16 protein-coding genes and 1 tRNA gene are annotated in these 26,872 nt (G+C 42.2%); 13 read left to right on the top strand and 4 right to left on the bottom strand.

From position 1 onward, the window contains the following. Position 1: 1 nt before the first annotated feature. Entirely contained in the window at positions 2-1,411 is a 1,410-nt protein-coding gene (locus ACP2AF_RS19160) for a GH1 family beta-glucosidase (protein ID WP_425237754.1), read from the bottom strand. A 402-nt stretch (positions 1,412-1,813) separates the two neighbouring features. On the opposite strand from ACP2AF_RS19160, the gene ACP2AF_RS19155 reads away from it, so the two are divergent. The 4 genes from ACP2AF_RS19155 (at position 1,814) to ACP2AF_RS19140 (ending at position 5,013) form a co-directional block, all read left to right on the top strand. Next, positions 1,814-2,431, top strand: a complete 618-nt coding sequence (locus ACP2AF_RS19155) for a M15 family metallopeptidase (protein WP_425237753.1) — start codon at positions 1,814-1,816, stop codon at positions 2,429-2,431. Continuing rightward, a complete protein-coding gene (locus tag ACP2AF_RS19150) occupies positions 2,424-3,932 on the top strand; it encodes a sulfatase (protein ID WP_425237752.1) in 1,509 nt (502 codons plus the stop codon). Before ACP2AF_RS19155 ends, ACP2AF_RS19150 begins: the two co-directional genes overlap by 8 nt. A 14-nt stretch (positions 3,933-3,946) precedes the next feature. Beyond that, a complete protein-coding gene (locus ACP2AF_RS19145) occupies positions 3,947-4,870 on the top strand; it encodes an alpha/beta hydrolase (protein ID WP_425237751.1) in 924 nt (307 codons plus the stop codon). Between the two features lie 69 nt (positions 4,871-4,939). After that, positions 4,940-5,013: transfer RNA gene (locus tag ACP2AF_RS19140), tRNA-Pro, on the top strand. A gap of 312 nt (positions 5,014-5,325) precedes the next feature. Here ACP2AF_RS19140 and ACP2AF_RS19135 read toward each other — a convergent pair. The 3 genes from ACP2AF_RS19135 to ACP2AF_RS19125 all read right to left on the bottom strand — a co-directional run bounded on the left by ACP2AF_RS19135 (position 5,326) and on the right by ACP2AF_RS19125 (position 7,806). Then, the gene (locus ACP2AF_RS19135; protein ID WP_425237750.1) at positions 5,326-6,168 is read right to left on the bottom strand and encodes an NmrA family NAD(P)-binding protein; all 843 of its coding nucleotides are present in this window, start codon (positions 6,166-6,168) and stop codon (positions 5,326-5,328) included. 36 nt (positions 6,169-6,204) lie between these two features. Beyond that, on the bottom strand, positions 6,205-6,711 hold the full coding sequence (locus ACP2AF_RS19130) for a DUF1772 domain-containing protein (protein ID WP_425237749.1): 507 nt from the start codon (positions 6,709-6,711) through the stop codon (positions 6,205-6,207). Between the two features lie 102 nt (positions 6,712-6,813). Continuing rightward, positions 6,814-7,806: an AraC family transcriptional regulator ligand-binding domain-containing protein gene (locus ACP2AF_RS19125; RefSeq protein ID WP_425237748.1), complete on the bottom strand. Its 993-nt coding sequence runs from the start codon at positions 7,804-7,806 to the stop codon at positions 6,814-6,816. A 155-nt stretch (positions 7,807-7,961) separates the two neighbouring features. On the opposite strand from ACP2AF_RS19125, the gene ACP2AF_RS19120 reads away from it, so the two are divergent. The 9 genes from ACP2AF_RS19120 to ACP2AF_RS19080 all read left to right on the top strand — a co-directional run bounded on the left by ACP2AF_RS19120 (position 7,962) and on the right by ACP2AF_RS19080 (position 26,872). Beyond that, a complete protein-coding gene (locus tag ACP2AF_RS19120; RefSeq protein ID WP_425237747.1) occupies positions 7,962-8,330 on the top strand; it encodes a YrdB family protein in 369 nt (122 codons plus the stop codon). A gap of 136 nt (positions 8,331-8,466) precedes the next feature. Then, a complete protein-coding gene (locus ACP2AF_RS19115) occupies positions 8,467-11,367 on the top strand; it encodes a ligand-binding sensor domain-containing protein (RefSeq protein WP_425237746.1) in 2,901 nt (966 codons plus the stop codon). Then, a complete protein-coding gene (locus ACP2AF_RS19110; RefSeq protein ID WP_425237745.1) occupies positions 11,354-12,448 on the top strand; it encodes a transporter substrate-binding domain-containing protein in 1,095 nt (364 codons plus the stop codon). The genes ACP2AF_RS19115 and ACP2AF_RS19110 overlap by 14 nt, the downstream gene beginning before the upstream one ends. A gap of 39 nt (positions 12,449-12,487) precedes the next feature. After that, positions 12,488-15,280 (top strand): triple tyrosine motif-containing protein, encoded by a 2,793-nt coding sequence (locus ACP2AF_RS19105; protein WP_425237744.1) that lies wholly within the window; start codon positions 12,488-12,490, stop codon positions 15,278-15,280. A gap of 270 nt (positions 15,281-15,550) precedes the next feature. Next, positions 15,551-18,751 (top strand): glycoside hydrolase family 2 TIM barrel-domain containing protein, encoded by a 3,201-nt coding sequence (locus ACP2AF_RS19100; RefSeq protein WP_425237743.1) that lies wholly within the window; start codon positions 15,551-15,553, stop codon positions 18,749-18,751. Between the two features lie 12 nt (positions 18,752-18,763). Next, a complete protein-coding gene (locus ACP2AF_RS19095; RefSeq protein WP_425237742.1) occupies positions 18,764-20,149 on the top strand; it encodes a carbohydrate-binding protein in 1,386 nt (461 codons plus the stop codon). 21 nt (positions 20,150-20,170) lie between these two features. Beyond that, positions 20,171-21,037 carry a glycoside hydrolase family 16 protein gene (locus tag ACP2AF_RS19090; RefSeq protein ID WP_425237741.1) on the top strand — a complete coding sequence of 289 codons (867 nt, stop codon included), beginning with the start codon at positions 20,171-20,173 and terminating at the stop codon, positions 21,035-21,037. Between the two features lie 14 nt (positions 21,038-21,051). After that, positions 21,052-23,322: a carbohydrate binding domain-containing protein gene (locus tag ACP2AF_RS19085; protein WP_425237740.1), complete on the top strand. Its 2,271-nt coding sequence runs from the start codon at positions 21,052-21,054 to the stop codon at positions 23,320-23,322. A gap of 94 nt (positions 23,323-23,416) precedes the next feature. After that, positions 23,417-26,872 (top strand): hypothetical protein, encoded by a 3,456-nt coding sequence (locus tag ACP2AF_RS19080; RefSeq protein ID WP_425237739.1) that lies wholly within the window; start codon positions 23,417-23,419, stop codon positions 26,870-26,872.

The following is a 26,872-nucleotide window of genomic DNA, read 5'->3' as shown; positions in this document are numbered from 1 at the left end:
ATCATATTTTAACATCGGGTATAGATAATTCAAAACCATTATCGGCTATTACGTGCTTGAACCAAAGGGCTGAGTGTTTAGGGGTGCGTTCCAAGGTTTCATAATTTACATAGTGGATACCAAAACGTTTGGAGTAGCCGTGTGCCCATTCAAAGTTATCCATAAAGGACCATACGAAGTAGCCTTTTAAGTTCACTCCTTTTTGCAGCGCCTTATGGCAAGCGGCCAGATAACCCTCAATATATTCCTTGCGAACGGTATCTTTTACTTCCCCATTTTTTAATTTGTCATCCAAGGCACATCCATTTTCTGTGATGTATAAGGGAGGGTTTCCATAACGAGCGCTGACCCACTCTATTAATTTACGGCAACCCCAAGGCACGATGGCCCATTTCATGGTGGTCATTTCCCATTTTGGATCAGCGGTGAGCTGCACATATTGATCTTCAAAAATGCCGCCGTTTCCATAAACTTCATTTTGAACATCTGCATCTGGATTCACATCGGATGCATATAGGCCCGTGTAGTGATTTAATCCAAAAAAATCCGAGGACCCTTTGATTAAAGCGATATCCTCTTCGGTAAACTTTGGAAGCCTATCACCGACCCGATCTTTCATTACCTGAGGGTAATCCCCAAAATATATAGGGTCGGCAAACCATCCCAGAAAAAATTCCAAGGACCTTTGGGCGGCATCCTTATCCGCTTCGGAACTGGTGAGCGGTTCACGCCAATCACAGTTATTGGTAATCCCGATTTGTCCCTTCTGTATGGTCTGATATTTCTTTCGGTACAATTGTACGGCCTTTCCATGGGCACGAAGCAATTGATGGGCTACTTGGTAGGGTTCGTTCTTGGACTTTCGGCCCGGAGCAAAAATACCTTCACCATGTCCCAATATGGCAACGACCCAGGGTTCATTGAGCGTAATCCAGTTTTTTACACGGTCGCCAAAATGTTCAAAACAGATTCCGGCATATTGGGTAAAGGAGTCGGCAATTTTGGGATTGAGCCAACCGTCCTTTTCTGTCTGTAGCGCTAGGGGCAGATCCCAATGGTACAAGGTAATCCAAGGCGTTATATTGTGTTTAAGCAGCTCGTCGATAAGATTGTTGTAAAAGGCAATACCTTTAGGGTTTATGCTGCCCTGCCCATCGGGCTGTATCCTGCTCCATGATATGGAAAACCGATAGGCCTTAAGCCCTATATCTGCCATGAGCTGTACATCCTCCTTGTATCGGTTATAATGGTCGCACGCAACATCGGCGGTATCGCCCTTCTTGGTTCTACCTGGGGTATGGGAATGTGCATCCCAGATACTCCAGGACCGGCCATCCTGAGTGGCACCTCCTTCTATTTGATGGCTAGAGGTCGCAGAGCCCCAGACAAAGTCTTTCGGAAATTTTAGCATATGGTTTTTCAATTGTATTCCATTCATTAAATTATAAAAGTCATTAAAAATGCCCGAAATAACTAATGGGATTCCGACATTTTCAAGTATGAAAATGATGGGATGCGTCATCGCGGAATTTAAAAATATACCTATATTGAACAACGATACATCAAACCATAGTTAATGGGGAACCCAAAGTTGCCAAGAAAAATTGATCTTGCTTCAGTGGGCACCTGTGTGTTCCAAGTCTTTCGATGGACCACCTCCGCTTGAGATGAATTGCTTTTATAAAATGATATAATCCGATTTTTGATGAAGTACTTTCAATATGTGTTGTGGTTTCTTCTGCTGGTTATTGCGTGCAAACAAAACCCGTCAAAAAATACAAAAACTCAGGAACCCAAAGGATCAAAAGTGCATATGTTGGATACTATTATTCCTGAAAAATCCGTGCCCCAAAAGGCCTTTCGCTCTTTTGAGGGTCTGGCCGACACTACCTTTGTACGCCTTGCCGATTTTAGTGATGGGTTTGCCTATGACCTCCGTTATGCGACGTCCAATAATTTTTTAAAAGAAAAAGTGTACGATTGTGCAGAATGTTATACCAGGGTAAAGACCGCCAAGGCATTGTTGGTTGCCAATAAAGAGTTTAAAACTAAGGGCGTTAGAATTAAATTCTTCGATTGTTATCGACCCAATTCCGTTCAGTACAAGATGTGGGAAATTGTTCCAAATCCACAGTATGTGGCCGACCCAAAAAAGGGATCGATCCATAATAAAGGCGGCGCTGTTGATATCACTTTAGAGACATTGGATGGCGAGGAACTGGATATGGGAACCGATTTTGATTTCTTTGGCAAAAAGGCCTATCATGACAATACCGATCTACCCCAGGAAATTTTGGACAATCGCAAGTTGTTGAAAGGGACCATGGAACGACATGGCTTTTGGGGTATTAGAACCGAGTGGTGGCATTACAATTTAGGAACAGCCTCCAATGATAAGATAGCCAATTTTAAATGGCCCTGTGATGAATAGAGATTTGATTTATGGAACTCTTATTTGTATTACTGTTATGCTATATGCTTCCTGTAAGGATACCCCAGTAGAAAGTGAAGCGCCGCCATCAGGTGAAAATCCCAATGTACTTTTTATTGCTATCGATGACCTGAACGATTGGGTAGGTTGCTTAAAGGGACATCCGCAGGTAAGGACCCCTAACATAGATCGATTGGCATCCAGAGGTATTTTGTTTACCAATGCACATTCCCAAAGCCCCATCTGCAATCCGTCACGGACCAGTATACTTACGGGGTATAGGCCCTCAACCAATGGAGTGTACGGTCTTTCACCCTCAATTAGAGATGTCCCGGAATTAAAGGATATTGTGACCTTACCGCAATACTTTTCCAAACATGGGTATACTACCTTTTCTGCCGGAAAAATTTTTCATGGCGGATATGGCAGGAGGGATACCGATGCTGAATTCGATAGTTTGGGACCAGGGTCCAGGGTAAAGACCAAACCGTCCTCAAAAATAATTGGAACCACTCCTGGCGGCAACAATCCGTTAATGGATTGGGGCAAGTTTCCTTTAAAGGGCGAGGAGACTTCGGATTGGGAGGTAGCTAGTTGGGCCGTAGATGTTTTGAACGGCGGGCCAGAGTCACCCTATTTTTTATCCGTTGGTTTTTTTCTGCCCCATGTCCCTTTATACTCCCCTGAGGAATGGTACGATCTATATCCCATGGAAAACTTACAGCTTCCTCCCATTTTGGAGAATGACAGGGAGGATACTCCCCGGTCTTCCTGGTATAACCATTGGGATGTACCCGAACCAAGATTGAAGTGGACGCTCGAAAATGGACAACATAAGAATTTAGTACAAGCTTATCTGGCGGCTGTTAGCTTTGTGGATAGCCAAGTTGGGAGGGTACTGGATGCACTTGAAGCCAACGGACAGGCCAAGAATACGATTGTAATACTTTGGTCCGATCATGGATACCACTTGGGAGAAAAGGAAATTACGGGTAAGAATACCCTGTGGGAACGTTCTACAAGGGTACCTTTAATTTTTGCCGGTCCCAATATCGCGGAAGGCGGAACTTATGATTATCCAGTTGAACTTCTGGACGTTTATCCCACATTGAACGGCTTATGCGGACTTCCTCAAAAAACTGATTTGGAGGGCCATAGTTTGTTGCCTCAATTGGGGAATCCGGACACGCAAAGGCCTTGGCCGGCCATTACTACCAACAATTGGAACAACCATACCATACGAACTAAAGATTGGCGGTATATACGTTATGCCGACGGCAGTGAGGAGTTATATAATATGAAGAAGGACCCCAATGAATGGTATAATGTAATTTCTGACGGAAAGCACAATTCTATAGTGGATAGTCTTCGGCGGTGGTTGCCAGAAACAAACACGCTTCCACATGTTGGAAACTATCTTAGAATTTTGGAATACAGGGATGGGCAACCTTTTTGGCAAGGAAAGAGTATTCTATCGGAAGACCCCATACCTGGAATATGAAAAACATTTGGATTATGAGAATACTTTTTTTCGCATCACTTTTAGTCTTAACACAATTTTCCATGGAGATGAAAGCACAGGACACTATTATTCCATTATGGCCCAAGGATAAGATTCCCAATCGGGTTGAGACCGATGAAAAGGAAATCCATGAACGTAATGGTATCCTAAGGATAAGCAAGGTACAAGAGCCTACTCTTGAAGTGTATTTGCCAGCCCAAAGTAACGCCACGGGACAGGCCATGCTAATTTTTCCTGGTGGAGGCTATCATATTTTGGCCTATGATTGGGAAGGAACGGATATAGCCAAATTCTTAAACGGAAAAGGTATTGCCGGTATAGTAGTCAAATATCGCTTGCCGACTTCGAAATCGGTTAGGGAAAAGCATAATGTTCCCTTGATCGATGGGCAACGTGCCATGCGCTTGGTGCGGAGCAAGGCCAAGGAATTCAATATAGACCCTGATAAAATAGGGATTATGGGCTTTTCCGCAGGAGGACATGCCGCTTCCACTCTGGGCACCCACTTTAACGAAAAGGTGTATAAGGAACAAGATGCTGTGGATGCCATCAGTGCCCGGCCGGATTTTATGGCCCTAATCTATCCCGTTATTACGTTTACTCAGGTCGAAAAGCATTCCGGTTCCCAGAAAGCCTTACTTGGCGAAAACCCGGACCCCGAATTGGAAAAGCACTTTTCCAATGAATTGCAAGTGACTTCTGAAACGCCCAAAACACTATTGATTCATGCCACGGACGATGCAGGGGTTCCAGTAGAGAACAGCTTGCTATTTTTCAAGGCTTTGAAGGATAATGGGGTATCAGCCGCAATGCACATTTATCCGGAAGGTGGGCATGGATTCTCGTTGGCCAGGGAGAACCCCCATTTAAGAGGTTGGACGGAGCGGCTGTTCGAGTGGATGGAAAGCCTGGAATAGTTTTGGTATTTTTTTTATGGAAACATAGAACCAAATCTGTACAACTTTTATATTTTTGCAATCCAATTTCGGGATGTAGCGCAGCCCGGTAGCGCACACGCCTGGGGGGCGTGGGGTCGCAGGTTCAAATCCTGTCATCCCGACAAGTAAACACCCGACTTCGTAGAAGTCGGGTGTTTTTCGTTTCGGCGAGAGCCAAGTGAAACTTGAGCGATGCCCGCAAACGAAAAACGACCTAAGATGCGACAGCATTTGGCGTTTATTTGCAAGCAATGCGATGTAAAAGGATTCTCCAAATCCAGTCATCCCGACCAAAAAAAGGTGATCTGCCTAGGCAGATCACCTTTTTTCATTCCTTTAAAAATAATCGGTTTTATAGTAAAATGAATTATTAAGGTTACCCCATTCAGAACACTTTTGCTAAAACAATTCTTATGTGCTTTTGCAAACGGGTTCTAAATAGTCTGAGGAAGTGATTGGTTCCAAACACCGCTCTTAACCGTTTTTTCCACATACGACTTAAAGTCAGTTGCCTTTCTGCCCAATACCCGTTCAACATCATGGGATATGTCCTGATTTTCCGGATTTCCCAATACCTCCTTGAATAGGTAGCCAAAGAGCCAAACATAGGAGTCCGGCAGACCGGCGGCTTTCATTCCCGCTTTGAATTCCTCCAAGGAAATGGGTTGGTAATGGATTTCCCTGCCAACACCTTCCGCTATGGTCTCCACCACTTCCTTAAAGGTCATTTTCCTTGGGCCGGTAACCGTTATCGTCTTTCCGTTATAGGAATCATCAACCAGCACTTGTGTCACTACCTCTGCAATATCATCGGTATCCACAAAAGGAATCTCTGCCTCTGGCATAGGAAGTGCCACATGTCCGGCCAAAACGGTATCCAGAAAGGCACCTTCGCTAAAATTTTGATTGAACCAAGAAGCCCTAACCAAGGTATAATTAAGACCGGAATTCGCTACGATTTCTTCACAGGCCTCCGCTTCTGTTTCTCCTTTTCCGGAAAGAAGTACCACTTTTTCAAGTCCTTCCTTAAGGGCCGCTTCCGTCACTGCGCCAATCGCTTCCCTTGCCCCGGGTACCGCCAAATCGGGATAGTATACAATATAGGCTCTGTCCATTCCTTTAAGTGCCTGCGCATAAGTGGAATGGTCGTCCCAGTCAAACGCAGGGGTATTATTTCTAGAGGCGACCCTAACATGGTGTCCCTGTTGTTTTAGTCCTTCTACTACTCGGCGACCGGTCTTACCGGTACCTCCGATTACTAAGATGTTGTGCTTCATTTTATTATGGTTTTAGATTAATTAAACAAATGGGTATTATCTGAATGGTTTAACTTGAGCGAACAGTGCCAATACGGCCAAGACAAATGAGATTACAGCACAAATGGTACGTATGCTATGCAGTCTGTTCCATTTTTGTTCATAGAACGCCCGGAATTCAGCAATTTTAGTACTACTTAGTTCGGTAATCTGAAGAACATCCAATTGATTGTTAAGTGGAACGTTCCCAAGCCCCGTGACGCCTACAGTACCTATCATATAACAAATTGAGGACGCCAGAATCAACCAGAAAGCGTTCGTATTGAGGTTGAATTCATAGATGCTGGCCACACTTAGAAATAATATACTTCCAAAAAAAACAGCGTAGAAGGCCGGATTCAAGATGGCCCGATTAATGGATTGCATTGTTGTCAGGTAATTGGAGTGACCCAGATTCTGTGTGCCGGGAATTACGGAAACCGACCAGGCATAAAACAACCCTGCTGAAAGCCCGGTTAGGATAACCGCTCCGAACAGGACAAAAGATTTAATAGATAGCTCCATGATTAGTAGTTATTGATTAATTATGGAGCAAAACTAGCTGGGACCAGGATGCCATGCTTGACAGTTTAGGCCAAAGTTTTGACAGTTTAGGCCAAAGCCAACTTAAAGGGAGATTTTCCTAAATTCTGTAGGGGAGTGGCCGGTCCATCGCTTAAAGGCACGATTAAACGCACTTTGCTCGGAAAAGCCGGTTTCAAATGCGATTTCGGCAATACTTCTATTGGAATTTTTAAGGAGGTTTTTGGACAGTTCTTTTTGGGTCTTCCCGATTAGGTCTCGAAAGGATACCCCATTCTCGGAGAGCCTTCGCGTAAGTGTCCGGTTACTCATCCCTAGAAGATCACAAATTTGTTGGATGCTTGGAATGCCACTGGGCAGGGCATCCTTGATCAACGACTCTACGTCCGATGATAATTTGCCAACGCTTACCTGCAGCCCATTGGTTTCCTCTTCCACCCTTTCCACCAAAAACTTATTGATACTTGCATCCGCCTTGGCAGTGCGCGTTTCAAGATCTGATGTTCTGTAGGTAATCGAATAATGAGGCTGATTGAACAAAATGGGACATCGGAAAGCTTTCTGGTGACTATCGATATTTTTTGGGGGATCGTGCTTAAAGGTCACTTGGATAGGGGCCATATGGGTCTCCGTCATTGCTTGAAGAACAACTACCGTGGCCGATAAGGTAGCTTCATTGGATAGTTCCAGACCCCTTCGATGAGGCTCCCTATGTAGATAAATATGGGATTGATCCACTTTTTTCTCAACTGTGAAAACATAGGTGTTGGAAAGTAGTTTAAAATAGCGCTCGCTCCTTTCGAATATTTCGCCTGCCCACGAACAGGTTCTCCAGGAAAGGCCCAATACCCCATAATCCTCTATTTTCATTTCCTGCCCAACCCTAATCGAAAACCCGGGGCCTAATTTTTCATCAAGGATTTCGTGCAACTCAAAAAAGTGTTCGGCAGGTACTGCCTTAAGTTTCTCAATGGTATCGATGGAAGTGGGCAGATTATTAAAATCACCCCTATTCATGCCCTCATGAATGGCATGATCAATGACCTTTTTATAGAGACTTATCGAAATGTAGTTCATACAGGGATGCAAAGTTTAAGTAACTTGGCGAAAGAGTAATATACGAACAATTGGTAAATGGTGGTACCTATCATACCGGAACACGCTATCTTTATTCACTAGTATGTATGGATTACAATTCCTATTTCTAAATTGTAAATAATGGAAAAAGTCTTATGGGATCCCATCCTGCGAATTTAGCCTTAAGGTTCTTGTTGGAACTAGCTGCGCTTGTTTCTGTCGGACTGTGGGGGTGGAGACAGAACGAGACTTGGTTCCGATTTGTTCTTGCCATAGGTATTCCAATGGCTTTGGCAATTATTTGGGGGACTTTTGCTGTTCCAAATGATCCTAGTCGGTCAGGGTTCGCACCAGTACCCGTCCCTGGGATTTTCCGCTTATTGATCGAACTTGGCTTTTTTGGATTTGCCTTATGGGCCCTATACGATATGGGTTGGAGCAAACAGAGCCTAATTTTGGCTATAGTAGTTTTGGTACATTATATTTTTTCTTATGATCGCGTTTTATGGTTGTTGGGCAAATAGTGGATGAGCTTCAAAATACAATTTAGGTAAGGTACCCTATTTCATTTAAAATGGTATCGGGATAGGTTTTGGTCTTGCCTTAACCCAAGAAACAAGTCACCAGCTTTTTTTATCTTTAAGAATCCGACCATTTGCCATGCGATTCAAAACCTTCATCTTCTTTTATTTATTTCTCCTTTTTGCAGGGCTATCTTATGGACAAAAGTTTAAATATAACTACTATCATGGGGAGGAAGTTCCTTTTAAAAATGTCAATGAGACCATACAGGATTATCAGGGTTATGTCTGGTTGGCAACGGACCAAGGGTTGTTTAGGTTTGATGGCGATACCTTCGAGGATTTTAATACTACCTTGAGAAGCAAGACCATAAGGTCTTTTGTCTCATGGAATGAAAATGATTTGCTTTTCACCAATGATACGGGAATTCACAAGATTATTTATGTCAACGGACAACCGAAAATTGAGTCAATTGGGTCAAGTGCAACACTACATTATCCCACAGAACTTTTTAAGGATAGCCAAAACAGATTGTGGACGGGTCTGATGAACGGTTCCATAATGATGTTTCCGGAGCTTAGTAATTATGGTAAGCCATTTGATCTGATATCTCGGGAAAAAACCCCTAAAATGATCTTCGGAGAGGATAAATTTGGTACTATTTGGGTCTTGGTTCCAGGACGCGGACTCTTTTACCTTAACGAATCTTCCCAAAAATTTATACCCCTTAAAGGCTATGCTTTTGGCAATGACTTTTTAATAAAGGGCGATAATATGTGGTTGGTAGGGGAACAGTTGGAAAAACTTAAGATTACCCATAATCAGACCATTGCCAATAGGCAATTGTTCCATGTGGATGAGAAATTCCAGAATATATCAATGAACGATAAGGGTATTTTGTTCCTAAGTTCGGACTCGGGAATCTATACATTTCAAGCCCAAGGAAATCGGACAAGTGTGTCCAAGGTATTTGGCGCAAATGATCCACATCGCGTAGAGGAACTTTCTCTCGGCACTATAAATCAATTGCAATTCACAAAAAATGAAACCGGACTTGATGATGTAATCTGGGTATGTTCGGACAAAGGGCTTGCCATAATGTGGTCCAGTTTTTTTCAAAACGTTTCGGGTTTGGGCCATGATAATATAAGGGCGATAAACCCCTCCCGGGAAGGCCCTACTGTTATCTCGCAAGGGGCTGTTTCATGGATCAGTAGTGAGGATGAGGCCCCGCGTTTTGAAAAAGAAGTCAATCTCAATGACATTGTCGGTATTGGCTCATTAAAGGAAAAGATTTGGTATGGCTCGGCAGAAGGCAAGATATTTCAATATCAGGGGCACCAACTGCAGAGAACATATGACTTGAACAATCGTGGTAGTGGTGTCTTTTTTATTTTGGCGGACCATACCGAGGATATATGGTTCTGCCAAGCGGCCTCGGATAAACCAATTACTGGGGCAGCCAAAATTGATTCAAAAGGGAATATCATTGAATATGGTAGGGACAAGGGCTTTGATACGCGCATATTGGTAATTAGAGAAGGGGGCAAAAACGAATTGTATGCCGCCGGTATTGGAATAGAATCCTATCTCTATAAATATGATCGATCATCCGATCGCTTTCAAAATAAAAGCTTGCCATTTCCTTTTAAGGTTAGCGGTAATTTTGAAGTACATGATATGGCCGTGGATCGTTTGGGCATTGTTTGGCTGGCGACTACCGACGGACTTTTAAAATACGATACCGAGACAATACGAAAGGTAAACCTTGGAGCATTTACCGATAGCGAGATAAGAGCGATAACCGATATGCCCAATGGAACCCTTTGGTTGGCTACCGATACCAATGGCCTTATACATTTGGATAAGGAGGACAACTATGTAGTTTTTGATGAGACAAGTGGAACACCATCCAAGATTTCCTCTTATCGTTGTATGGTACTCTATGAAAATTCCCAGCTTTGGGTGGGCACGCCGGAAGGCATTGTATATTCTTCACAGGCAAATCCTGAGCCCTACCAAACAAAAACCCCCATCATAAAAAAGTTTGTGGTAGATGGAAATGTGATCAAAGGACAAAATACCATCCAACTGAAGGAATCCCAAAAAGTAGGGTTTACCATGGCAACCCTTACTTTTCCGAGTGAAGATATGAGATATCAATATAAGCTATTCAAAGAAGGGTTATCCCAAGAAGACATGGATGACGTTCCATGGTCGGATATGCAAAACAATGAATTCGTTCTAGCAGGGTTGGAGGATGGAAACTACACGACACTGGTTCGGGGCCAAAAGGCAGGGGGATTTAAATGGAGTACTCCGGTATCTATAAATATGGGTGTTACCCAAAAATGGTTTTATACATGGTGGGGCATAATTTTAATGACAGCCTTGGGGCTCTTTTTCTTTTGGTTTCTTGCAAGGCGTTGGTTGTTGCAACAAGTTGGCGGGTTGCAGGCATCTTTATATCAAAAACAACGTGAGCTTGAGCAAAAGGAGGCTGAATTGGTCATACAGACCGATGCACTCTTGCTTAAAAAGAACGAACTAAAAAGTACGGGGATCAACATCTATTTGCTTCATAAGCTGGTTAGACAGATCCCAAAGGATTCCAGTTGGAAAGTAATTTTGCCTATTCTTAACAAATTGGTAGAGCTTCCCACGGGAATTGATGTATTTGAACTTGCTTTTAAAAAGGGAGAGGCTATCCATTATAAGGGTTACCTAAGGGGAAATCATGAAATGATTCATAGAGAGGAGGCATTTGATGAAAAGAGCAACTTATCCAGTTATGTTATGTGTTCGGGGAAACCACTTTTGATCAATGATTTCAATAAAGAAGTGGGTAGATACATAGGCAAAAAAGATAGTATGGGGTATTTTTCAAGAATGTATATGCCCTTTGAACAAAAAGTTGGAGGCACAACAATTTTTTGTGTTTATTCCAAGGAAAAAAATGGATTTTCACAGCAAACCAGTGCTTTGTTAGGAATCCTTGTTAGGTTTTTGTCGATAAACGCAAGTGATGAACTCAATTAGTATGTACAAAATACCTTCGATATCATTTTTGCTTACAATGCTTCTCACCGGTCTTGCGGGTAACGCCAATATCTATAGGGACACCCTGCTCGTGGGCATTTATCAGGATCCTCCCTTTGTAGTAAAGGAATCGGGAGGCTATGCCGGGGTTTCGATCGATCTTTGGGAGCATATAGCATTGGAAATGGATGTGCCTTATAAATATGTTGAGTTTAGCGATGCGGTAGGTATTGTTCGTTCCCTGGACTATGATGAACTAGATATTTCGATTAATCCCTTAAGTAATAGTCCAAGTCGGATCGAGCGCTTTCAGGTTAGCCAACCCTTCTATATTTCCAGTGTAGGTGTGGCCACCACCATTAGTAGTCAAAGTCAGTTTCAGATTTTTATCAATAATTTCTTCTCTCGTGATTTTCTAAATATAGTGCTGCTCTTGCTTGCTATTTTGTTAACCTTCGGAACCATTCTTTGGTTTGCGGAACGAAAAACGAACAAATACCAATTTAGGCCTGGTATCATGGGCCTATTTGATGGTCTTTGGTGGGCTGCGGTTACGATGACCACCGTCGGCTATGGAGACAAGGCTCCAAAGACGCATTTGGGAAAGACCATTGCCATTGTCTGGATGTTTACGGCTATCATCATCATTTCCGGATTTACGGCTACCATAGCCTCAACACTAACGGTAAATACCCTTGAAGCAGATATCAACGGATTGGAAGACCTGCAGAATGCGAAGAAAATTGGTGTTGTGGGCGCTTCTGATGGTGAATTCTTTGTACAGCAACAAGACCTACAACCATCACAGATTTATAGAACCCCGTTACAAGCTTTAAGGGCTTTGTCCCGTAAGGAAATCGAGATTTTGGTTTCTGATAGAACTACCACTGAATACCTTATTAAAACCAACAATATGGGAAATCACGTAAGGCTACTTCCGTTAACTTTTCAGAAACAGTATAGAAGCTTCATAATGCCTAAGTCCCAGCCTTTTTTTAGCGAGGTGAACAAACAGCTCATTACCCAAATTCAATCGGTATCTTGGAATGAATCACTTAAAAAATACGGATTGGAGGAGTAAATTTCCTATATTATATCTTTAACTACTGAAAACCCGGATTTGAAATACGTATTCTTCTTTTTTCTCCTGATAACCTTTGGGCTTTTTTCCCAGGAACTTCCCCCAATTCAGAATTTTTATCCTATAGATTATAATGGTGAAAATCAAAATTGGGATATTTCCCAAGCTTCGGATAAATTGATCTATGTAGCCAACAGCAAAGGTCTGTTGGAATTCAACGGGGCCCGCTGGATGCTTTACCCTTCACCTAACGAGACGATCATGAGGTCGGTTAAGGTAGTGGGAGATCGAATTTACACAGGCTGTTTTATGGAATTTGGGTACTGGAAAAAGGACGACCTAGGTACGCTAAATTATACATCGCTATCTCAAAAGATTAACACGGACCTTATTGAGGATGAAGAGTTTTGGAATATTCTACATGTAGATGACTATATGGTTTTTCAATCCTTAAAACGGATTTACATCTATGATATAAGTAAAGGGAGCGTTAATACTATCGATTCAAATAGTACAATTACCAAAGTGTTCAAGGTTGGACAAAGTGTATATTTTCAAAGGCTGGGAGAAGGGCTCTTTAGAATTAATTCCGGGAAGGACTTTTTGGTTTTGGATGATGAAGTACTTAGAAATTACGAGATAATCCATGTTTTTGGAAGTGAAAAGGATTTGTTGATTCTTACCAGGGACAATGGTTTCTACACTGTACAAGATGATGTATTGGTTCAATCTGACAAGCATCCTAATATAGTTCTATCAAATTTTAGTTTGTATGACGGTATTCGCTTAAAGGATAATAGTTTTCTATTGGGTACGATATCCAATGGCGTTATTCATTTGAGTTCAACTGGAGAAGTGGTTTTTCAAATAGATCAGGACAATGGCCTATCCAATAACACGGTATTATCATTGTTTGAGGATGTGGACCATAACTTATGGCTAGGCTTAGATCATGGTATTAGTTATGTAAATAGAAAGTCGCCCTATAAAGTCTTTAATGATTACAAAGGTATTTTGGGGAGTGTTTACGCCGCTGCTGTATACGATCAGAATTTGTATTTGGGAACAAATCAGGGATTGTTCTACAAACCATTGAAGAGTAGTACTAGGTTTAACTTTATTGCGGGTACGCAAGGCCAGGTTTGGAGTTTGCGTAAAATCGATACCAAACTGTTGTGTGGGCATAATTCGGGTACTTTTCTCATTGAGGATAATCAAATTCAAAAAATATTCGATGTTCAGGGTACATGGGATATCGCTGCGCTAAACGACGACCCAAATGTATTGCTTCAAGGTAACTACGATGGTCTATATATATTGGAAAAATCGGGCACCTCATGGCGACTTAAAAATAAAATAGGAGGGTTTGATAATTCATCCAGATATTTTGAGACATTGGGTAATGAAATCTTTGTAAATCACGAGTATAACGGGGTTTTCAAATTAAAAGCGGATGATTCCTTCCTTGAAATAAAAAACGTGGTAAAGGATACCGCCATCAAAGGTTCCAATTCGGGTCTTGTAAAGTATAATGGGGATGTATTGTACGCTTATAAAAACGGGATTTTCAAATTCGATACCCACTCTAGGGAATTCACCAAGGACAGCCTTTTAAGCGTGCTGTACGATGAGGGGGACTATGAATCAGGAAAACTGATTGCGGATGAGGCGGATAATAAATTATGGATCTTTACAAAATCCAACGTAAGTTTTGTGACTCCAACAGGATTAACAAATACTCCTAAAATTAGGAATATACCGCTCACCAAGGAGATGAGGGAGGGTATCTTGGGATATGAAAATATTATAAAACTCGATGACAACGGAAACTATTTGTTGGGGAAAACATCAGGTTATATTACATTGAATATCAATGAAGTAAAAGTTGAAGACTTTCAAGTACATATTGCTACCGTTTCCAATGGGGTAAATAGGATAGATCAAAATTTGTCGGATCACAGTTTAAAAGGCAGTTTTACAAGTAATAGGAACAACTTTAAATTTTCCTTTTATGCCCCGGAATACAACAAATATGTAAAGACGCAATACCAATATCGATTACAAGGAATTTATGATGAATGGAGTGATTGGTCTCCGAACACTGGGGTGTTTTATGAAAACTTGCCTTTTGGGGATTATGTATTTGAGGTACGGGGAAGGATTGGGAATTCGGTTTCGAGCAATACAGCCTCGTATACCTTTGCTATAGCCAAACCTTGGTACATATCCAATGTAATGATTGCCGTTTACATATTGGGAATACTACTGTTCTCGTTCTTTATGCACAATGTGTATAAACAGTATTACAAAAAACAGCGTCTAAAACTCATAGAAAAAAATAAAAAGGAATTGGAACTGGCCCAAGTTCAGAATGAAAAGGAAATTATACGAATCAAAAATGAGCAGTTGGAGTTGGAAAATAAAAGTAAGAGTAAGGAATTGGCCGTCTCCACAATGAGTATCATCAGGAAAAATGAATTGCTCACCACCATAAAGGATGAACTGAACGCTATGGGAAACAAAGACGTGGTGAAACCGGTGATAAAAATCATTGATAAAAGTCTAAGACAAACTGATGACTGGGAACTCTTTCAGGAAGCGTTCAACAATGCCGATAGTGAATTCCTAAAGAAAGTAAAAACGACACACCCATCCCTATCACCCAACGATCTTAAATTATGTGCGTATCTACGCTTAAATTTATCCTCTAAGGAGATAGCACAACTTCTACATATTTCTCCCAGAAGTGTTGAAATTAAACGGTACCGACTTCGCAAAAAACTGGGATTGCAGCATGAGGACAATCTAGTAAACTACATCTTGGAGCTCTAATCCGGTCAACAATTCTGTTTTTTTCCTCAACATGCTTGGTTTATGCCTCAACATGACCTATACAAAAGTGTTTTCCCCTTTTGTAATCCTATGAAAACTAGTTTTTTAACAATTGGCCAAAATATCAGCAATAATGGTAGATTAAAGCACATCCTTCTGTCATATCGGTAGAAATTACCCCTATTTTTTATCATGTATATTTTTTGTAGGGGTAAATCTTATGGTATCCATAATTTTTGATAATAAGTTTAGAGAATCAAAAATTGCTCTATGGATACACTTCATAAAAAATTACTCAAACTAACCTTTTTCTTCTTTACCGCGATGGTTTTTGCGCAATCCAGCAATGTAACTGTAGTAAGCGACGAAAAAGGAACAAAACTGGTCGTTGATGGCGAAAGCTTCATGATCAATGGTATGAACTGGGATTATATCCCTATCGGCACCAATACGGTGAACGCAGAATTCTGGAAAAAGTCCGATGATGTGATTAAAGCCGGACTTGATACGGAAATGTCGCTTCTTAAAAACATGAATGTTAATGTTATTAGACAGTACACAGGAGTTCCGGCAAGGTGGATAAAATACATCTACGAAAACTATGGTATCTATACCATGCTTAATCATTCTTTTGGTCGCTACGGGTTAACGTTGGACGGTGTCTGGACTCCGGTGACCATTTACGACGACGCAAAGACCCAGGAGTTCTTAATGTCCGAAATGGAGGAATTGGTCAAAGGTTATAAAGATACACCTGGCCTGTTACTTTACCTATTGGGAAATGAGAATAACTATGGATTGTTCTGGGCAGGAGCGGAGACGGAAGATTTTCCGGACGATGAAGAAAGAATACAATTTATAGGCGAAAGCAGGGGAAGGCCCATGTATCGATTGATGAACGAGGCCGCTAAAAAAATGAAGGCCATGGACCCATCGCATCCCGTGGCCATATGCAATGGGGATGTTTTGTTCATCGACATCGTTGCCGAAGAATGTAAAGATGTTGATATATATGGAACAAACACCTATCGCGGTCTTTCCTTTGGGGATATGTTCCAAGTGGTAAAGGAAAAACTCAATAAACCGGTCATGTTTACGGAATTTGGGGCAGATGCTTACAATGCTGTTGAAAACAAGGAAGACCAATTTTCACAGGCCTACTATATGGTGGGCAATTGGAAGGAAATCTATGAAAATGCCGCTGGTTTGGGCAAGGCCGATAATTCCATAGGAGGTTTTACATTTCAATTTAGTGATGGCTGGTGGAAATTCGGTTTTGATGATCGAGAAAACGCAGATGTCCACGACAACAATGCCTCATGGTCCAATGGAGGATACGCCAGGGATTTGGCAGCCCCCGGAGCCAATAACATGAACGAGGAATGGTTTGGAATTTGTGCCAAAGGCGCCACCAATCCCAGGGGGCTGTACGAGCTCTATCCACGGGCGGCCTACTATGCATTGAAGGAAGCACATCAATTGAACCCTTATGGGGAAGGTGTAGACTTAGACTTTGTAGACAATTATTTCAACAATATTCAACTAATGGATGCCGTGCTCAAGGCACGTGGCGATAAGGCCGCCTTAAGCGGTGAGCAAAGCAAACTACTTCGTATAAGTAATCTCACGGCAAGGCTTGCTACGTTCAGTACGGGAGGTAGTCTAATAACGACTCCGGATAATGCCGACCCGGACGATCCCAATACGTTTCCAAATCAATTGGGGTTTGATCATATGCAATCCTATTTTTTTGGGGTAGAGGGCAACCCTGCTTCCAACATGCGGGCAGAGGTAAACTTTAATATAGTCGGAAATGTAGCACAGAATCCGATCAATGAAATTTTTTATGAGAACAACTCCCGTCCAATAGAGGTGAATACCGATCAAGGAAATGTAGTGGTCCAGGACGTAAATAGGGTACGGGTATACCAAGCTGAATTTGAATGGAACGCAAAAGAGTTCGATTTAAGGGGGTTCTACCGGACCGGCCATTATCACTGGGGATACGAGGGTGATTTTTTTGGTCTCTATCCAGAAGCCAATTACGGTCCTAACCTGGATATCTATAACGGTGAAATATTAGGAGCGGAAGTTGATGGCAAAGGAGTGCTTAAAGGTTTAAAAGCGGCCATAGGTCCCCAACTATGGTGGGGCGCCAACCCAACAATGCTTTTTAAGTACAAAAGACATTTTGGAAAATTCGACGTAACCGGTATTTATCACAGGGATTTTGAAACCAACATTGTTTTTGATGAAAATGGACGACGGGTCCTGGATATAAATCAATTACGAAGTGGTGTGGTTCCACCATGGCCAACGGAAAGAGCAACACTGGCAGTAGAAAGAGAATTTGGCAAGTTTGGTGTTATGTTAGGCGGAATTTGGGCCGGAAGCCCATTGAACGGTACTGCTTTTCAAGATGTGAGGGGTACGCCCGGAAACTATACCGTTTTTGAGGACAGGATTCAAGCAAGTGATAACTGGGGTGGTAAAGTGAAACTTACCTATGAAGGCGGAAAATTTAATTGGTACGGCCAAGCTGCGGCTATGGGCTTGATTGCCAATGGAGGAGCTGATCAAACTTTGACTTTCACTGGATGGAAGCTAAAAGATACCGGAAGCGGTAATCAGGTAAATGTATTATCTGGATTTACTTTGGCCACAGGAAATTTTCAAATTGCACCCAATTTCTTATGGCAAAAACCATTGGTAGATGCTATACCTCAAGATGTACAAGCTCCTGGTCGACTAAGGAATATTATTGATGATCCTTTTGCCGTACGTTGGAATCGTGAGACCACTGCCGGGGAGATACTCTTTACCTATGACCCCACGCCGGGTACATGGATGTACGAATGGGACAATGACCGGTCGGAAGATGCCAAGTTTGCCATGAACCTGGGCTTTGTATACCGCCACCTTCCCACCACTATGGACGCCCATATTGGATTTTTGGCGGATCGGACCATTTTTTCTTTTCCCAATTCTGCACCTGCCGAGGACTTATGGGAAGTCCATTCCAGGATGGTTTCCAAACTAGGCGCAGATCTAGGAATCATTGGAAATTTCTACTATGGCAATGGACAAGGTAATGGCGATAGTGATCGATTGATAAAGCGTTTTGGCGGAGATGTCCGTATACTTTATAAAAAATACAAACTGCAGTACTCCCAAAAGATTAACGACTGGGGACCTTATGACTACCATAGGGATTTTAACTTAACATACCCGGTACAGTTGATGTTGGATATCTCTACCACCTTGGGCAAACCTGATTGGTTTATTTTACCCAGTACCCAAATAGGTATACGGGGTATATGGCGATCATTAAACGAGTTCTCCCCCCGCTATGCACCGACCGCCGTATCAACTGGTACATTTCCTCCTGAGCCCATTTTAAGTCCGGTTGGTTTTGACAATGGTAATGAATGGGAAATTATGACATATATACATATCAATATCGGGAAATAAAAAGATTGAAAAATGAAAATTTATATATACACCAATTTACGTTTTATACTTCTTCTGGTTTTGGGCTTTGTTGCCTTTTCATCTTGTGAAAGAGATTTTTCGGATGAGGTGAAATTTGCTACGTTTTCGGCTAATGCAGACATATTTACGGATACTCCCGTAAGCCTTACCGATGAGTTTTTCGTGTCTTTTGATCCAGCTATCGGGGCGAATACCGAAGGCTTTGGTACGGATGATGATATCGCTTTTGAAGGTTCGTCCTCTATCCGAATTGATGTACCTGCACCAGATGACCCTAATGGGAGCTTTATTGGCGGCATTTTCCTCGATCGCGGGCCCGGTAGGGACTTAACGGGTTTTGATGCTTTAACGTTTTATGTAAAAGGTTCTACCACCGCCACTATCGATGAAGTAGGTTTTGGGTCCGATTTTGAAGAGGATAAATTTGCGGTAGGTCTGCAAAACATTCGTTTATCCACAGATTGGAAAAAAGTTATAATTCCTATTCCGGATCCTTCAAAATTGGTTCAAGAACGTGGTATGTTTAGATTCTCCGCCGGGACACTAAGCACTAACGGTGTGGGGTTCACTTTTTGGATCGACGAGTTACGGTTCGAAAGTTTAGGGACTGTAGCGCAATCCAGACCTTCCATTTTGGGAGGCAATGACAGCCGGTTCCCGACAACGGTGGGGCAAACTGTAACCATTAGCCAGTTGCAACAAACATTTAATTTGGGGTCGGGAGTTGATCAGACAATCAACCTTACACCTTCTTACTTCAGTTTTGAAAGCTCTGATCCCAACGTAGCTTTTGTAGATGAACTTGGCGAGGTTACTGTTGCAGGCACAGGTTCAACAGAAATAACAGCCTCTATTGCAGGGGTGCTTGCAGAGGGTAAATTGCTTGTAGAATCCTCTGAATCAGCACAAATCGTCTCAATTTTTACTGATTTGTTCGCTGACATTCCTGTGGACAACTACAATGGGTTTTTTCTAGGTCAAAATACAAAAGGAGGCCTAGTGGAAGAAAATGGAGGGCAAATCATTAGATATACCGAACTTGACTTTGTCTCTATTAATTTCTTTCAAAATGTAGCTCCAATAGACATTACTGAAATGACAGAATTGCGCATTTCAATCAGAGTGGATGAATCCATTGATGCAGGGGACTTCATTAATATACAATTGATCAACTCTGTAGGAAACCCAGATTTGACTTCCGGTACGTTTAGAATTGAGGGTAGTGATCTAGTCCCCAACGAATGGGTAGAATTCCAAATCCCACTCTCCAATTTTACGGGTCTTGGCGCAAGAAATGCTATTGGCCAGTTATTCTTTGTCTCAGATGGTACCATATCCAACGTATCGATCGATAACATCTTTTTCTCCGCTGAATAATATGTAAATCCTTAAGAAGCTATGAAACATAAAGTTTTAAATACGAACATAAAATCAATGTGGGGCTACAAAACGTTTTTCGCAAGCCTGTTCCTTTTGGTTATGGGTTGCGAAACTGATGATACCCAGACCGTAGCCACCTTCAATACCTTGGTGTGGGAGGATAATTTTGATGTAGATGGTGCGCCAGACTCCAGTCGTTGGCGTTTTGATATTGGCGATGGTACGGAACAAGGTATCCCGGGTTGGGGCAACAATGAGTTACAGTACTATACGGATAGGCAGGAAAATGTTACCGTTCAAAACGGATTCCTATTGATTACCGCAAGGCAAGAGGATTTTAATGGGGCCTTGTTTACCTCCGCAAGACTTACCACCCAAGGATTGTTTGAGCAGGCATATGGGCGTTTTGAGGCACGTATTCGAGTACCTTTTGGAAAAGGCTATTGGCCGGCATTTTTTTTATTGGGCAACAATTGTGATGATAATCCCTGGCCTGCTTGCGGCGAGATTGATATTATGGAGAATGTAGGTGATGAACCCACCATTGCTTTTGGTAGTGTCCATGGCCCAGGTTTTTTCGGTGGGGATTCAATTGGCAAGGACTATGAATTGGCCAATGATCGTTTTGATACCGGATTCCACATCTTTGGAATAGAGTGGGCCCCGGATTACATTAATTACTACGTAGACGGTGATTTGTATCAACAAATTACACCTGAGGATATAGATGAGGAAACGGATGGCCAAGGTGAATGGGTCTTTGATCGTCCGTTCTATATCATTCTTAATGTAGCTATTGGGGGTAACTTACCCGGACCACCGAATAACGAAACTGTTTTCCCCCAGACCATGCTCGTAGACTATGTACGTGTGTATCAACAATAAAAAACAAATTAACTATGAAACAGATTATTGATAGAATTAAAATTCTTTCGGTCTTCTTTCTGGCACTAACATTGGTAGGCTGCGAAGATGATGATGATACCGAATTACCAAAAGTAGAAGTTGGTTTTACATATACCCTGGACCAAAGCACAGGTGCGGTCACCTTTATTAATACCTCTACAAATGTCAATGGTTATGCCTGGGATTTTGGTGACGAAACTGATTCGGAAGAGATAAACCCTACCAAAATCTATACGGCCAACGGCACATACACGGTAATCCTTACCGCATCCAATATAGCAGGGGCATCCGGTACATTTCAGGATGAAATTATTATTAACGTTCCAGAGGTATTGGCCTTGCCCATTACTTTTGACGGTGAGAATGTGGATTACTCTACCATTGTCACTTTTGATACGTCATTTCAGATTCTGGAAAACCCGCAACTATCCGGTGCCAATACCACAACCTCTATGGTAGGGGAAATTGTTTCCAATGGGGTCTCGTTTCAAGGAGTCACTTTCCCCATGGACAGTCCCATAGACTTTAGCGGTACTGATAAGACCATAACTTTAAAACTATATTCGACCGTGGCAACCAACTTTTTAGTAAAGTTTTCTGGTGGTATTGATGGTGCCAGGGACGTGGAAGTGGTTACGGTACATACCGGTAGCGGCTGGGAAGACCTAACCTTTAACTTTTTGACAAATGGGGTTAAAAGTTTTATTGATGGCGATCTGGAAAACGGACAGGCTTTTGTACCGGATGGACAATATGAGAACTTGGACCTGTTTGTGGGCTTTGCTGCCGACCCCGGAATATCCAGCACATTTTATTTGGATGATATAATACAAGTGGAGAGTGATATGGGTGGAGGTTTTGACGACGGCCTTTTGACCAATGGTGATTTTGAAAACGGTGGGGCAGGCTGGATTGGGAACGCCCTTAATGTGGTAGCCGAAGGCGGCAATAGCTTCAATTCTGCCAATGTGGAGATGGCCGGGGAGCCCTTCACGGTGAACTTGAGCCAAGTCGTAGAGCTTACTCAGGGCACCAATTATATTCTATCCTTTGAGGCATCTTCGGACAGGGCCAGGACCATCTTGGCCGGCATTGGGTTAAACGTAGATCCCTTTACCAACACGGCACCCGTGGTAAATTTGACCACGGAGCCCCAGACCTTTATGCTTCAGTTGAGTGCAGCCGATTTTGGAGGCGCCGATAGTCGCATCCTCTTTGATATGGGCGCCGATGTAGGTGCCGTAATCATTGACAATGTTTCTTTGGTTGAAGGTGGGGATGGTAGTGATAGTAATACTGGTGGCGGATTTGATGATGGCCTGTTGACCAACGGAGACTTTGAGGGAGGTGATGATCCGTGGATCGGGAGCGGACGTAACATTGTTAATGAAGGCGGAAATAGTTTTAATTCGGTTGACGTAATGGTGGCGGGTAATGCATTTGATGTGAATTTAAGCCAAGTACTCGATATCACCCAAGACGCTGACTATATACTGACTTTTGAAGCTTCATCGGATCGTAGTCGGACTATGATAGCCGGTATTGGATTAAATGTTGATCCTTTTACCAATGTTAATGAAACTGTGAACCTGACCACGGATACCCAAACATTTACACTAAACTTAAATGCTACCGGATTTGGCGGATCGGACAGTCGCATACTCTTTGATATGGGTGCCGAGATAGGTACGGTGATTATAGACAATGTGTCCTTAGTACAGGATACAGGTGGTTCCGGCGGTGGAGGTGGATGTGCCGATACCGAAGTAGCGGCCACTATGTTACCCTTGGATTTTGAAGGTTGTGAAACCTTTCTTTCCAATCAAAACTTTGGAGCAGGTTTAACTTCTGAACTTGCAGCCAATCCATCCAAAACTGGAATCAATACCTCCGACTTTGTTTTAAGAGTGGATAAACCTACCGGTTCGGAATTCTTTGGGGGGATTCAGAATGTATTCCCATCAAACTTTGATTTAACGACTACCGATACGTTTAAAGTAAAAGTCTATTCCACAAAGGCAAATGTAGTTTTCCGGTTCGAATTGCTGGCCAATCCAAATGACGGAAGTATTGGAAATCCCGCTGCTGTTTTTGCAACCATTCCCAATGCAAATGAGTGGACAGAGGTTGAATTTACGTTCATCAACCTGCCGGCTTCACCAACCTCGTATAGCCAATTGGTGATAAAACCGGATAATGATGAAATGGACAGTCCCATAACGGAAGGCGGCACGTATTATTTGGACGATTTAGTTCTAGAATAGATGAAATATGCTTAAGTTGAGGAAGGGTCGGTGGTGAAACAGGTCCCACTGGCCTCTCGCTTAAGTACAATAATCAACCATCTAAAAATCTGAAATGTCTGGAAACGATATTTACATAGGAAATTCCAAGATAACGACTACCTCAAAAGAGATTAAGGGAGAACAGGTTCAGTTTGAAAATGAAGCATATTACAGGATTTCAAACTATAACGTGATGCGCCCTTTTTTTATGAGCATTGTGAGCCATTCCAACCATTGGATGTTCATTTCCAGTAATGGGGGGCTATCCGCTGGAAGGCGAAATTCGGAGTCGGCATTATTTCCATATTACACGGACGATAAAATCACCGAATCTGCCGATATAACTGGTGGTAAAACAGTATTTCAGGTGCATTGGGAAGGGAAGACCTTGCTATGGGAACCTTTCTCGGGCAACTATGTGGGAATCTACAAAATCCAAAGAAACCTCTATAAGAACGCCTATGGCAATAAAATTGTTTTTGAGGAGATCAATGAGGATTTAAAGTTGACGTTTCAATACCATTGGAATTTCAGTAGCCAGTTTGGTTTTGTAAAGAAGTCTACCCTTATCAACTCTAGCGAAAATGAGGTTAGGATAACCATTTTGGACGGTATCCAGAATATTATGCCCTATGGGGTCAATTCCGCCATGCAGAATACTAGTAGCAATCTGGTGGATGCGTACAAAAGGAACGAGTTGGAAGCTGAAATTGGTTTGGGCATTTATGCCTTGAGCGCCATCATTGTTGACAAAGCGGAACCAAGTGAAGCCTTAAAAGCAACTACGGTCTGGTCTACGGGATTGGAAAAGGCAAGCTACCTCGTTTCCTCCATTCAATTGGATGCCTTTAAAAAAGGAAGGGAAATTGAACAAGAGGTCGACATAAAAGCAGAGAAAGGGGCCTATTTTGTAAATGCCGATGTGGTTCTTGCTGCAGGTACAAAACGCAATTGGATGCTGATTGCCGAAGTGAACCAATCCAAAGCGGATATCGCTGAAATTTACCGCTTGATCAATACAGAAAGAAACCTTTTTGATTTAATCGAAGAAGATATTCAAAAAGGATCAGGACAATTGATGATGTTGAACAGTGCAGCGGATGCTATGCAATTGACAGCGGATGCCATGCGCAACACAAGGCATTTTGCAAACACGCTTTTCAACATCATGCGAGGCGGTATTTTTGATAACAACTATGAAATCGAGAAATCGGACTTCTTGGCATATATCGAGAAGGCAAATAACATTGTATTTCAAAAGAGGCAAGGAAGTCTGGAACAACTCCCAGAGCGATTTACGGTAGCTCATCTAAAGCAAATTGCCAACGATAATAAGGACGGCAATTTTAAAAGGTTGGCTTTGGAGTATATGCCTTTAAAGTTCAGTAGAAGGCACGGTGACCCAAGTCGGCCATGGAATAAGTTCTCCATAAATACGGAAACCGATGACGGCAAAAAAGTATTGGATTATGAGGGAAACTGGCGCGATATTTTTCAGAACTGGGAGGCGTTGGCCTATTCCTATCCGGCCTTTATCGAAAGTATGATCCATAAATTTCTCAATGCAACCACCTTTGACGGTTATAATCCCTATAGGGTTACCAAGGACGGTTTTGATTGGGAAATCATAGAACCGGACGATCCGTGGTCCTATATCGGCTATTGGGGCGATCATCAGATTATTTACCTGTTGAAGTTCTTGGAATTTATGGAGCGGCACTATCCCAATAAACTGATTTCCTATTTCAACGAGAATATTTTTGTATACGCCAATGTACCCTACAAAATAAAGGGTTATAAAGCCATTCTGGCTAATCCCAAGGATACCATCGTCTTTGATGCGGATTTGGATGCTAGCATCAATGAAGAGCGCGAACAATTGGGTGCCGATGCGGCCCTATTAAAGGATTCGAATAAAGCGATCTATAGTGTAAACCTGTTGGAAAAATTACTGGCCACGATCTTGGCAAAAGTATCCAATTTTATTCCGGAAGGCGGTATTTGGATGAATACCCAAAGGCCTGAATGGAACGATGCCAACAACGCCTTGGTAGGTAACGGCGTTTCTATGGTGACGCTTTGTTATTTAAGACGCTTTTTAAGCTTTTTTGGGACAATTGTCAGGGAAGTTCCTGATGCTGAATATCAAATTTCCGAGGAACTCCTTGAGTTTTTCAATGAAACACGTCTAGCGCTGGTTAATAATCTATCCGTATTGTCCGATAGGATTTCCGATACGGATAGAAAAACCATTATGGATGGGTTGGGAAAAGCGGGAAGCAAATACCGAGATCAGATCTATGATTCCGGCTTTAGTGGTAAAACGGGTGGGATTTCCAAGGAGAAAGTTGTTCAGTTTATTGAGGTTACGATACAATATTTGGAGCATACAATTGATGTTAATAAACGCTCGGACAATTTGTACCACGCCTATAACTTAATGACCGTAGAAAGTGATACTGAGGTTTCCATCGCCCATTTGGCCGAAATGTTGGAAGGTCAGGTCGCGGTCTTAAGTTCAGGTTACATTTCGGCCGAAGCTTCTTTGGAACTTTTGGATGCGCTTAAAAGTAGCAGACTTTTTAGGCCGGACCAATACAGCTATTTGCTATATCCCAATAAGGAACTCCCAAGGTTTTCGGATAAAAACAACATTCCGCCAAGCGAGGTAGGGAAATCAGATTTGATGCTTAAACTTTTGGAGGATGGCGATACCCGGATCGTTGAGAAAGACAATAATGGGGAGTATCATTTTAATGGAACTTTTAATAATGCCAATAGTCTGCAAACGGCCTTGTCCCAACTACCTGAAAAATACCGAGGTTTAGTTCAAAAGGACAGGCAATTACTATTGGAAATTTTTGAAGGGGTCTTTAATCATAAAGCTTTTACCGGCCGTTCAGGAACCTTTTTTGGCTATGAAGGTTTGGGGTCCATCTACTGGCATATGGTCTCAAAGCTGTTGCTTGCCGTTCAAGAAACCTGTTTAAATGCCATTACCAAAAAAGAAGGTGAGGAAATTATAGGTAGGTTGTTGGAGCATTACTATGAAATCAACGAGGGAATTGGAGTACATAAATCCCCTGAACTATATGGTGCTTTCCCAACGGATCCCTACTCCCACACACCTGCCGGTAAAGGAGCGCAACAGCCCGGTATGACAGGCCAGGTAAAAGAGGATATCCTAAGTAGGTTTGGTGAATTGGGCATTTTTGTTCATGAGGGGCAGCTACGCTTTGATCCCCAATTGTTGAGAAAAACAGAATTTTTAAGGGAGCCCTCAGTATTCAGATACATTGCTGTAAATGGGGAGTTTAAGGAGATTGAACTGGAAAGGAATTCGCTTTGTTTTACCTATTGTCAGGTTCCGGTCATTTATCAATGGGCAGACAAAAAGGGTATTAAAGTAACATTCAATACAAGTTCTACATTAGAATTCGATACCTTAAAACTTGATTTACAAACTAGTACAAAAGTTTTTGATAGAAACGGGGAAATTGATAGAATTATGGTATTCATCAAAAAATAA

This window comes from Ulvibacterium sp. (assembly GCF_965248315.1).
GTDB lineage: Bacteria > Bacteroidota > Bacteroidia > Flavobacteriales > Flavobacteriaceae > Ulvibacterium.
Note: the sequence above shows the minus strand (reverse complement) of the source record. Positions and strands in the feature narration are given on the sequence as shown.

What these genes read in the sequence shown, in the direction of transcription:
- ACP2AF_RS19160 (WP_425237754.1), bottom strand. Translation starts at nt 1,411, where the DNA reads ATGCTAAAATTTCCGAAAGACTTTGTCTGGGGCTCTGCGACCTCTAGC.
- ACP2AF_RS19155 (WP_425237753.1), top strand. Translation starts at nt 1,814, where the DNA reads ATGTTGGATACTATTATTCCTGAAAAATCCGTGCCCCAAAAGGCCTTT.
- ACP2AF_RS19150 (WP_425237752.1), top strand. Translation starts at nt 2,424, where the DNA reads ATGAATAGAGATTTGATTTATGGAACTCTTATTTGTATTACTGTTATG.
- ACP2AF_RS19145 (WP_425237751.1), top strand. Translation starts at nt 3,947, where the DNA reads ATGAGAATACTTTTTTTCGCATCACTTTTAGTCTTAACACAATTTTCC.
- ACP2AF_RS19135 (WP_425237750.1), bottom strand. Translation starts at nt 6,168, where the DNA reads ATGAAGCACAACATCTTAGTAATCGGAGGTACCGGTAAGACCGGTCGC.
- ACP2AF_RS19130 (WP_425237749.1), bottom strand. Translation starts at nt 6,711, where the DNA reads ATGGAGCTATCTATTAAATCTTTTGTCCTGTTCGGAGCGGTTATCCTA.
- ACP2AF_RS19125 (WP_425237748.1), bottom strand. Translation starts at nt 7,806, where the DNA reads ATGAACTACATTTCGATAAGTCTCTATAAAAAGGTCATTGATCATGCC.
- ACP2AF_RS19120 (WP_425237747.1), top strand. Translation starts at nt 7,962, where the DNA reads ATGGGATCCCATCCTGCGAATTTAGCCTTAAGGTTCTTGTTGGAACTA.
- ACP2AF_RS19115 (WP_425237746.1), top strand. Translation starts at nt 8,467, where the DNA reads ATGCGATTCAAAACCTTCATCTTCTTTTATTTATTTCTCCTTTTTGCA.
- ACP2AF_RS19110 (WP_425237745.1), top strand. Translation starts at nt 11,354, where the DNA reads ATGAACTCAATTAGTATGTACAAAATACCTTCGATATCATTTTTGCTT.
- ACP2AF_RS19100 (WP_425237743.1), top strand. Translation starts at nt 15,551, where the DNA reads ATGGATACACTTCATAAAAAATTACTCAAACTAACCTTTTTCTTCTTT.
- ACP2AF_RS19095 (WP_425237742.1), top strand. Translation starts at nt 18,764, where the DNA reads ATGAAAATTTATATATACACCAATTTACGTTTTATACTTCTTCTGGTT.
- ACP2AF_RS19090 (WP_425237741.1), top strand. Translation starts at nt 20,171, where the DNA reads ATGAAACATAAAGTTTTAAATACGAACATAAAATCAATGTGGGGCTAC.
- ACP2AF_RS19085 (WP_425237740.1), top strand. Translation starts at nt 21,052, where the DNA reads ATGAAACAGATTATTGATAGAATTAAAATTCTTTCGGTCTTCTTTCTG.
- ACP2AF_RS19080 (WP_425237739.1), top strand. Translation starts at nt 23,417, where the DNA reads ATGTCTGGAAACGATATTTACATAGGAAATTCCAAGATAACGACTACC.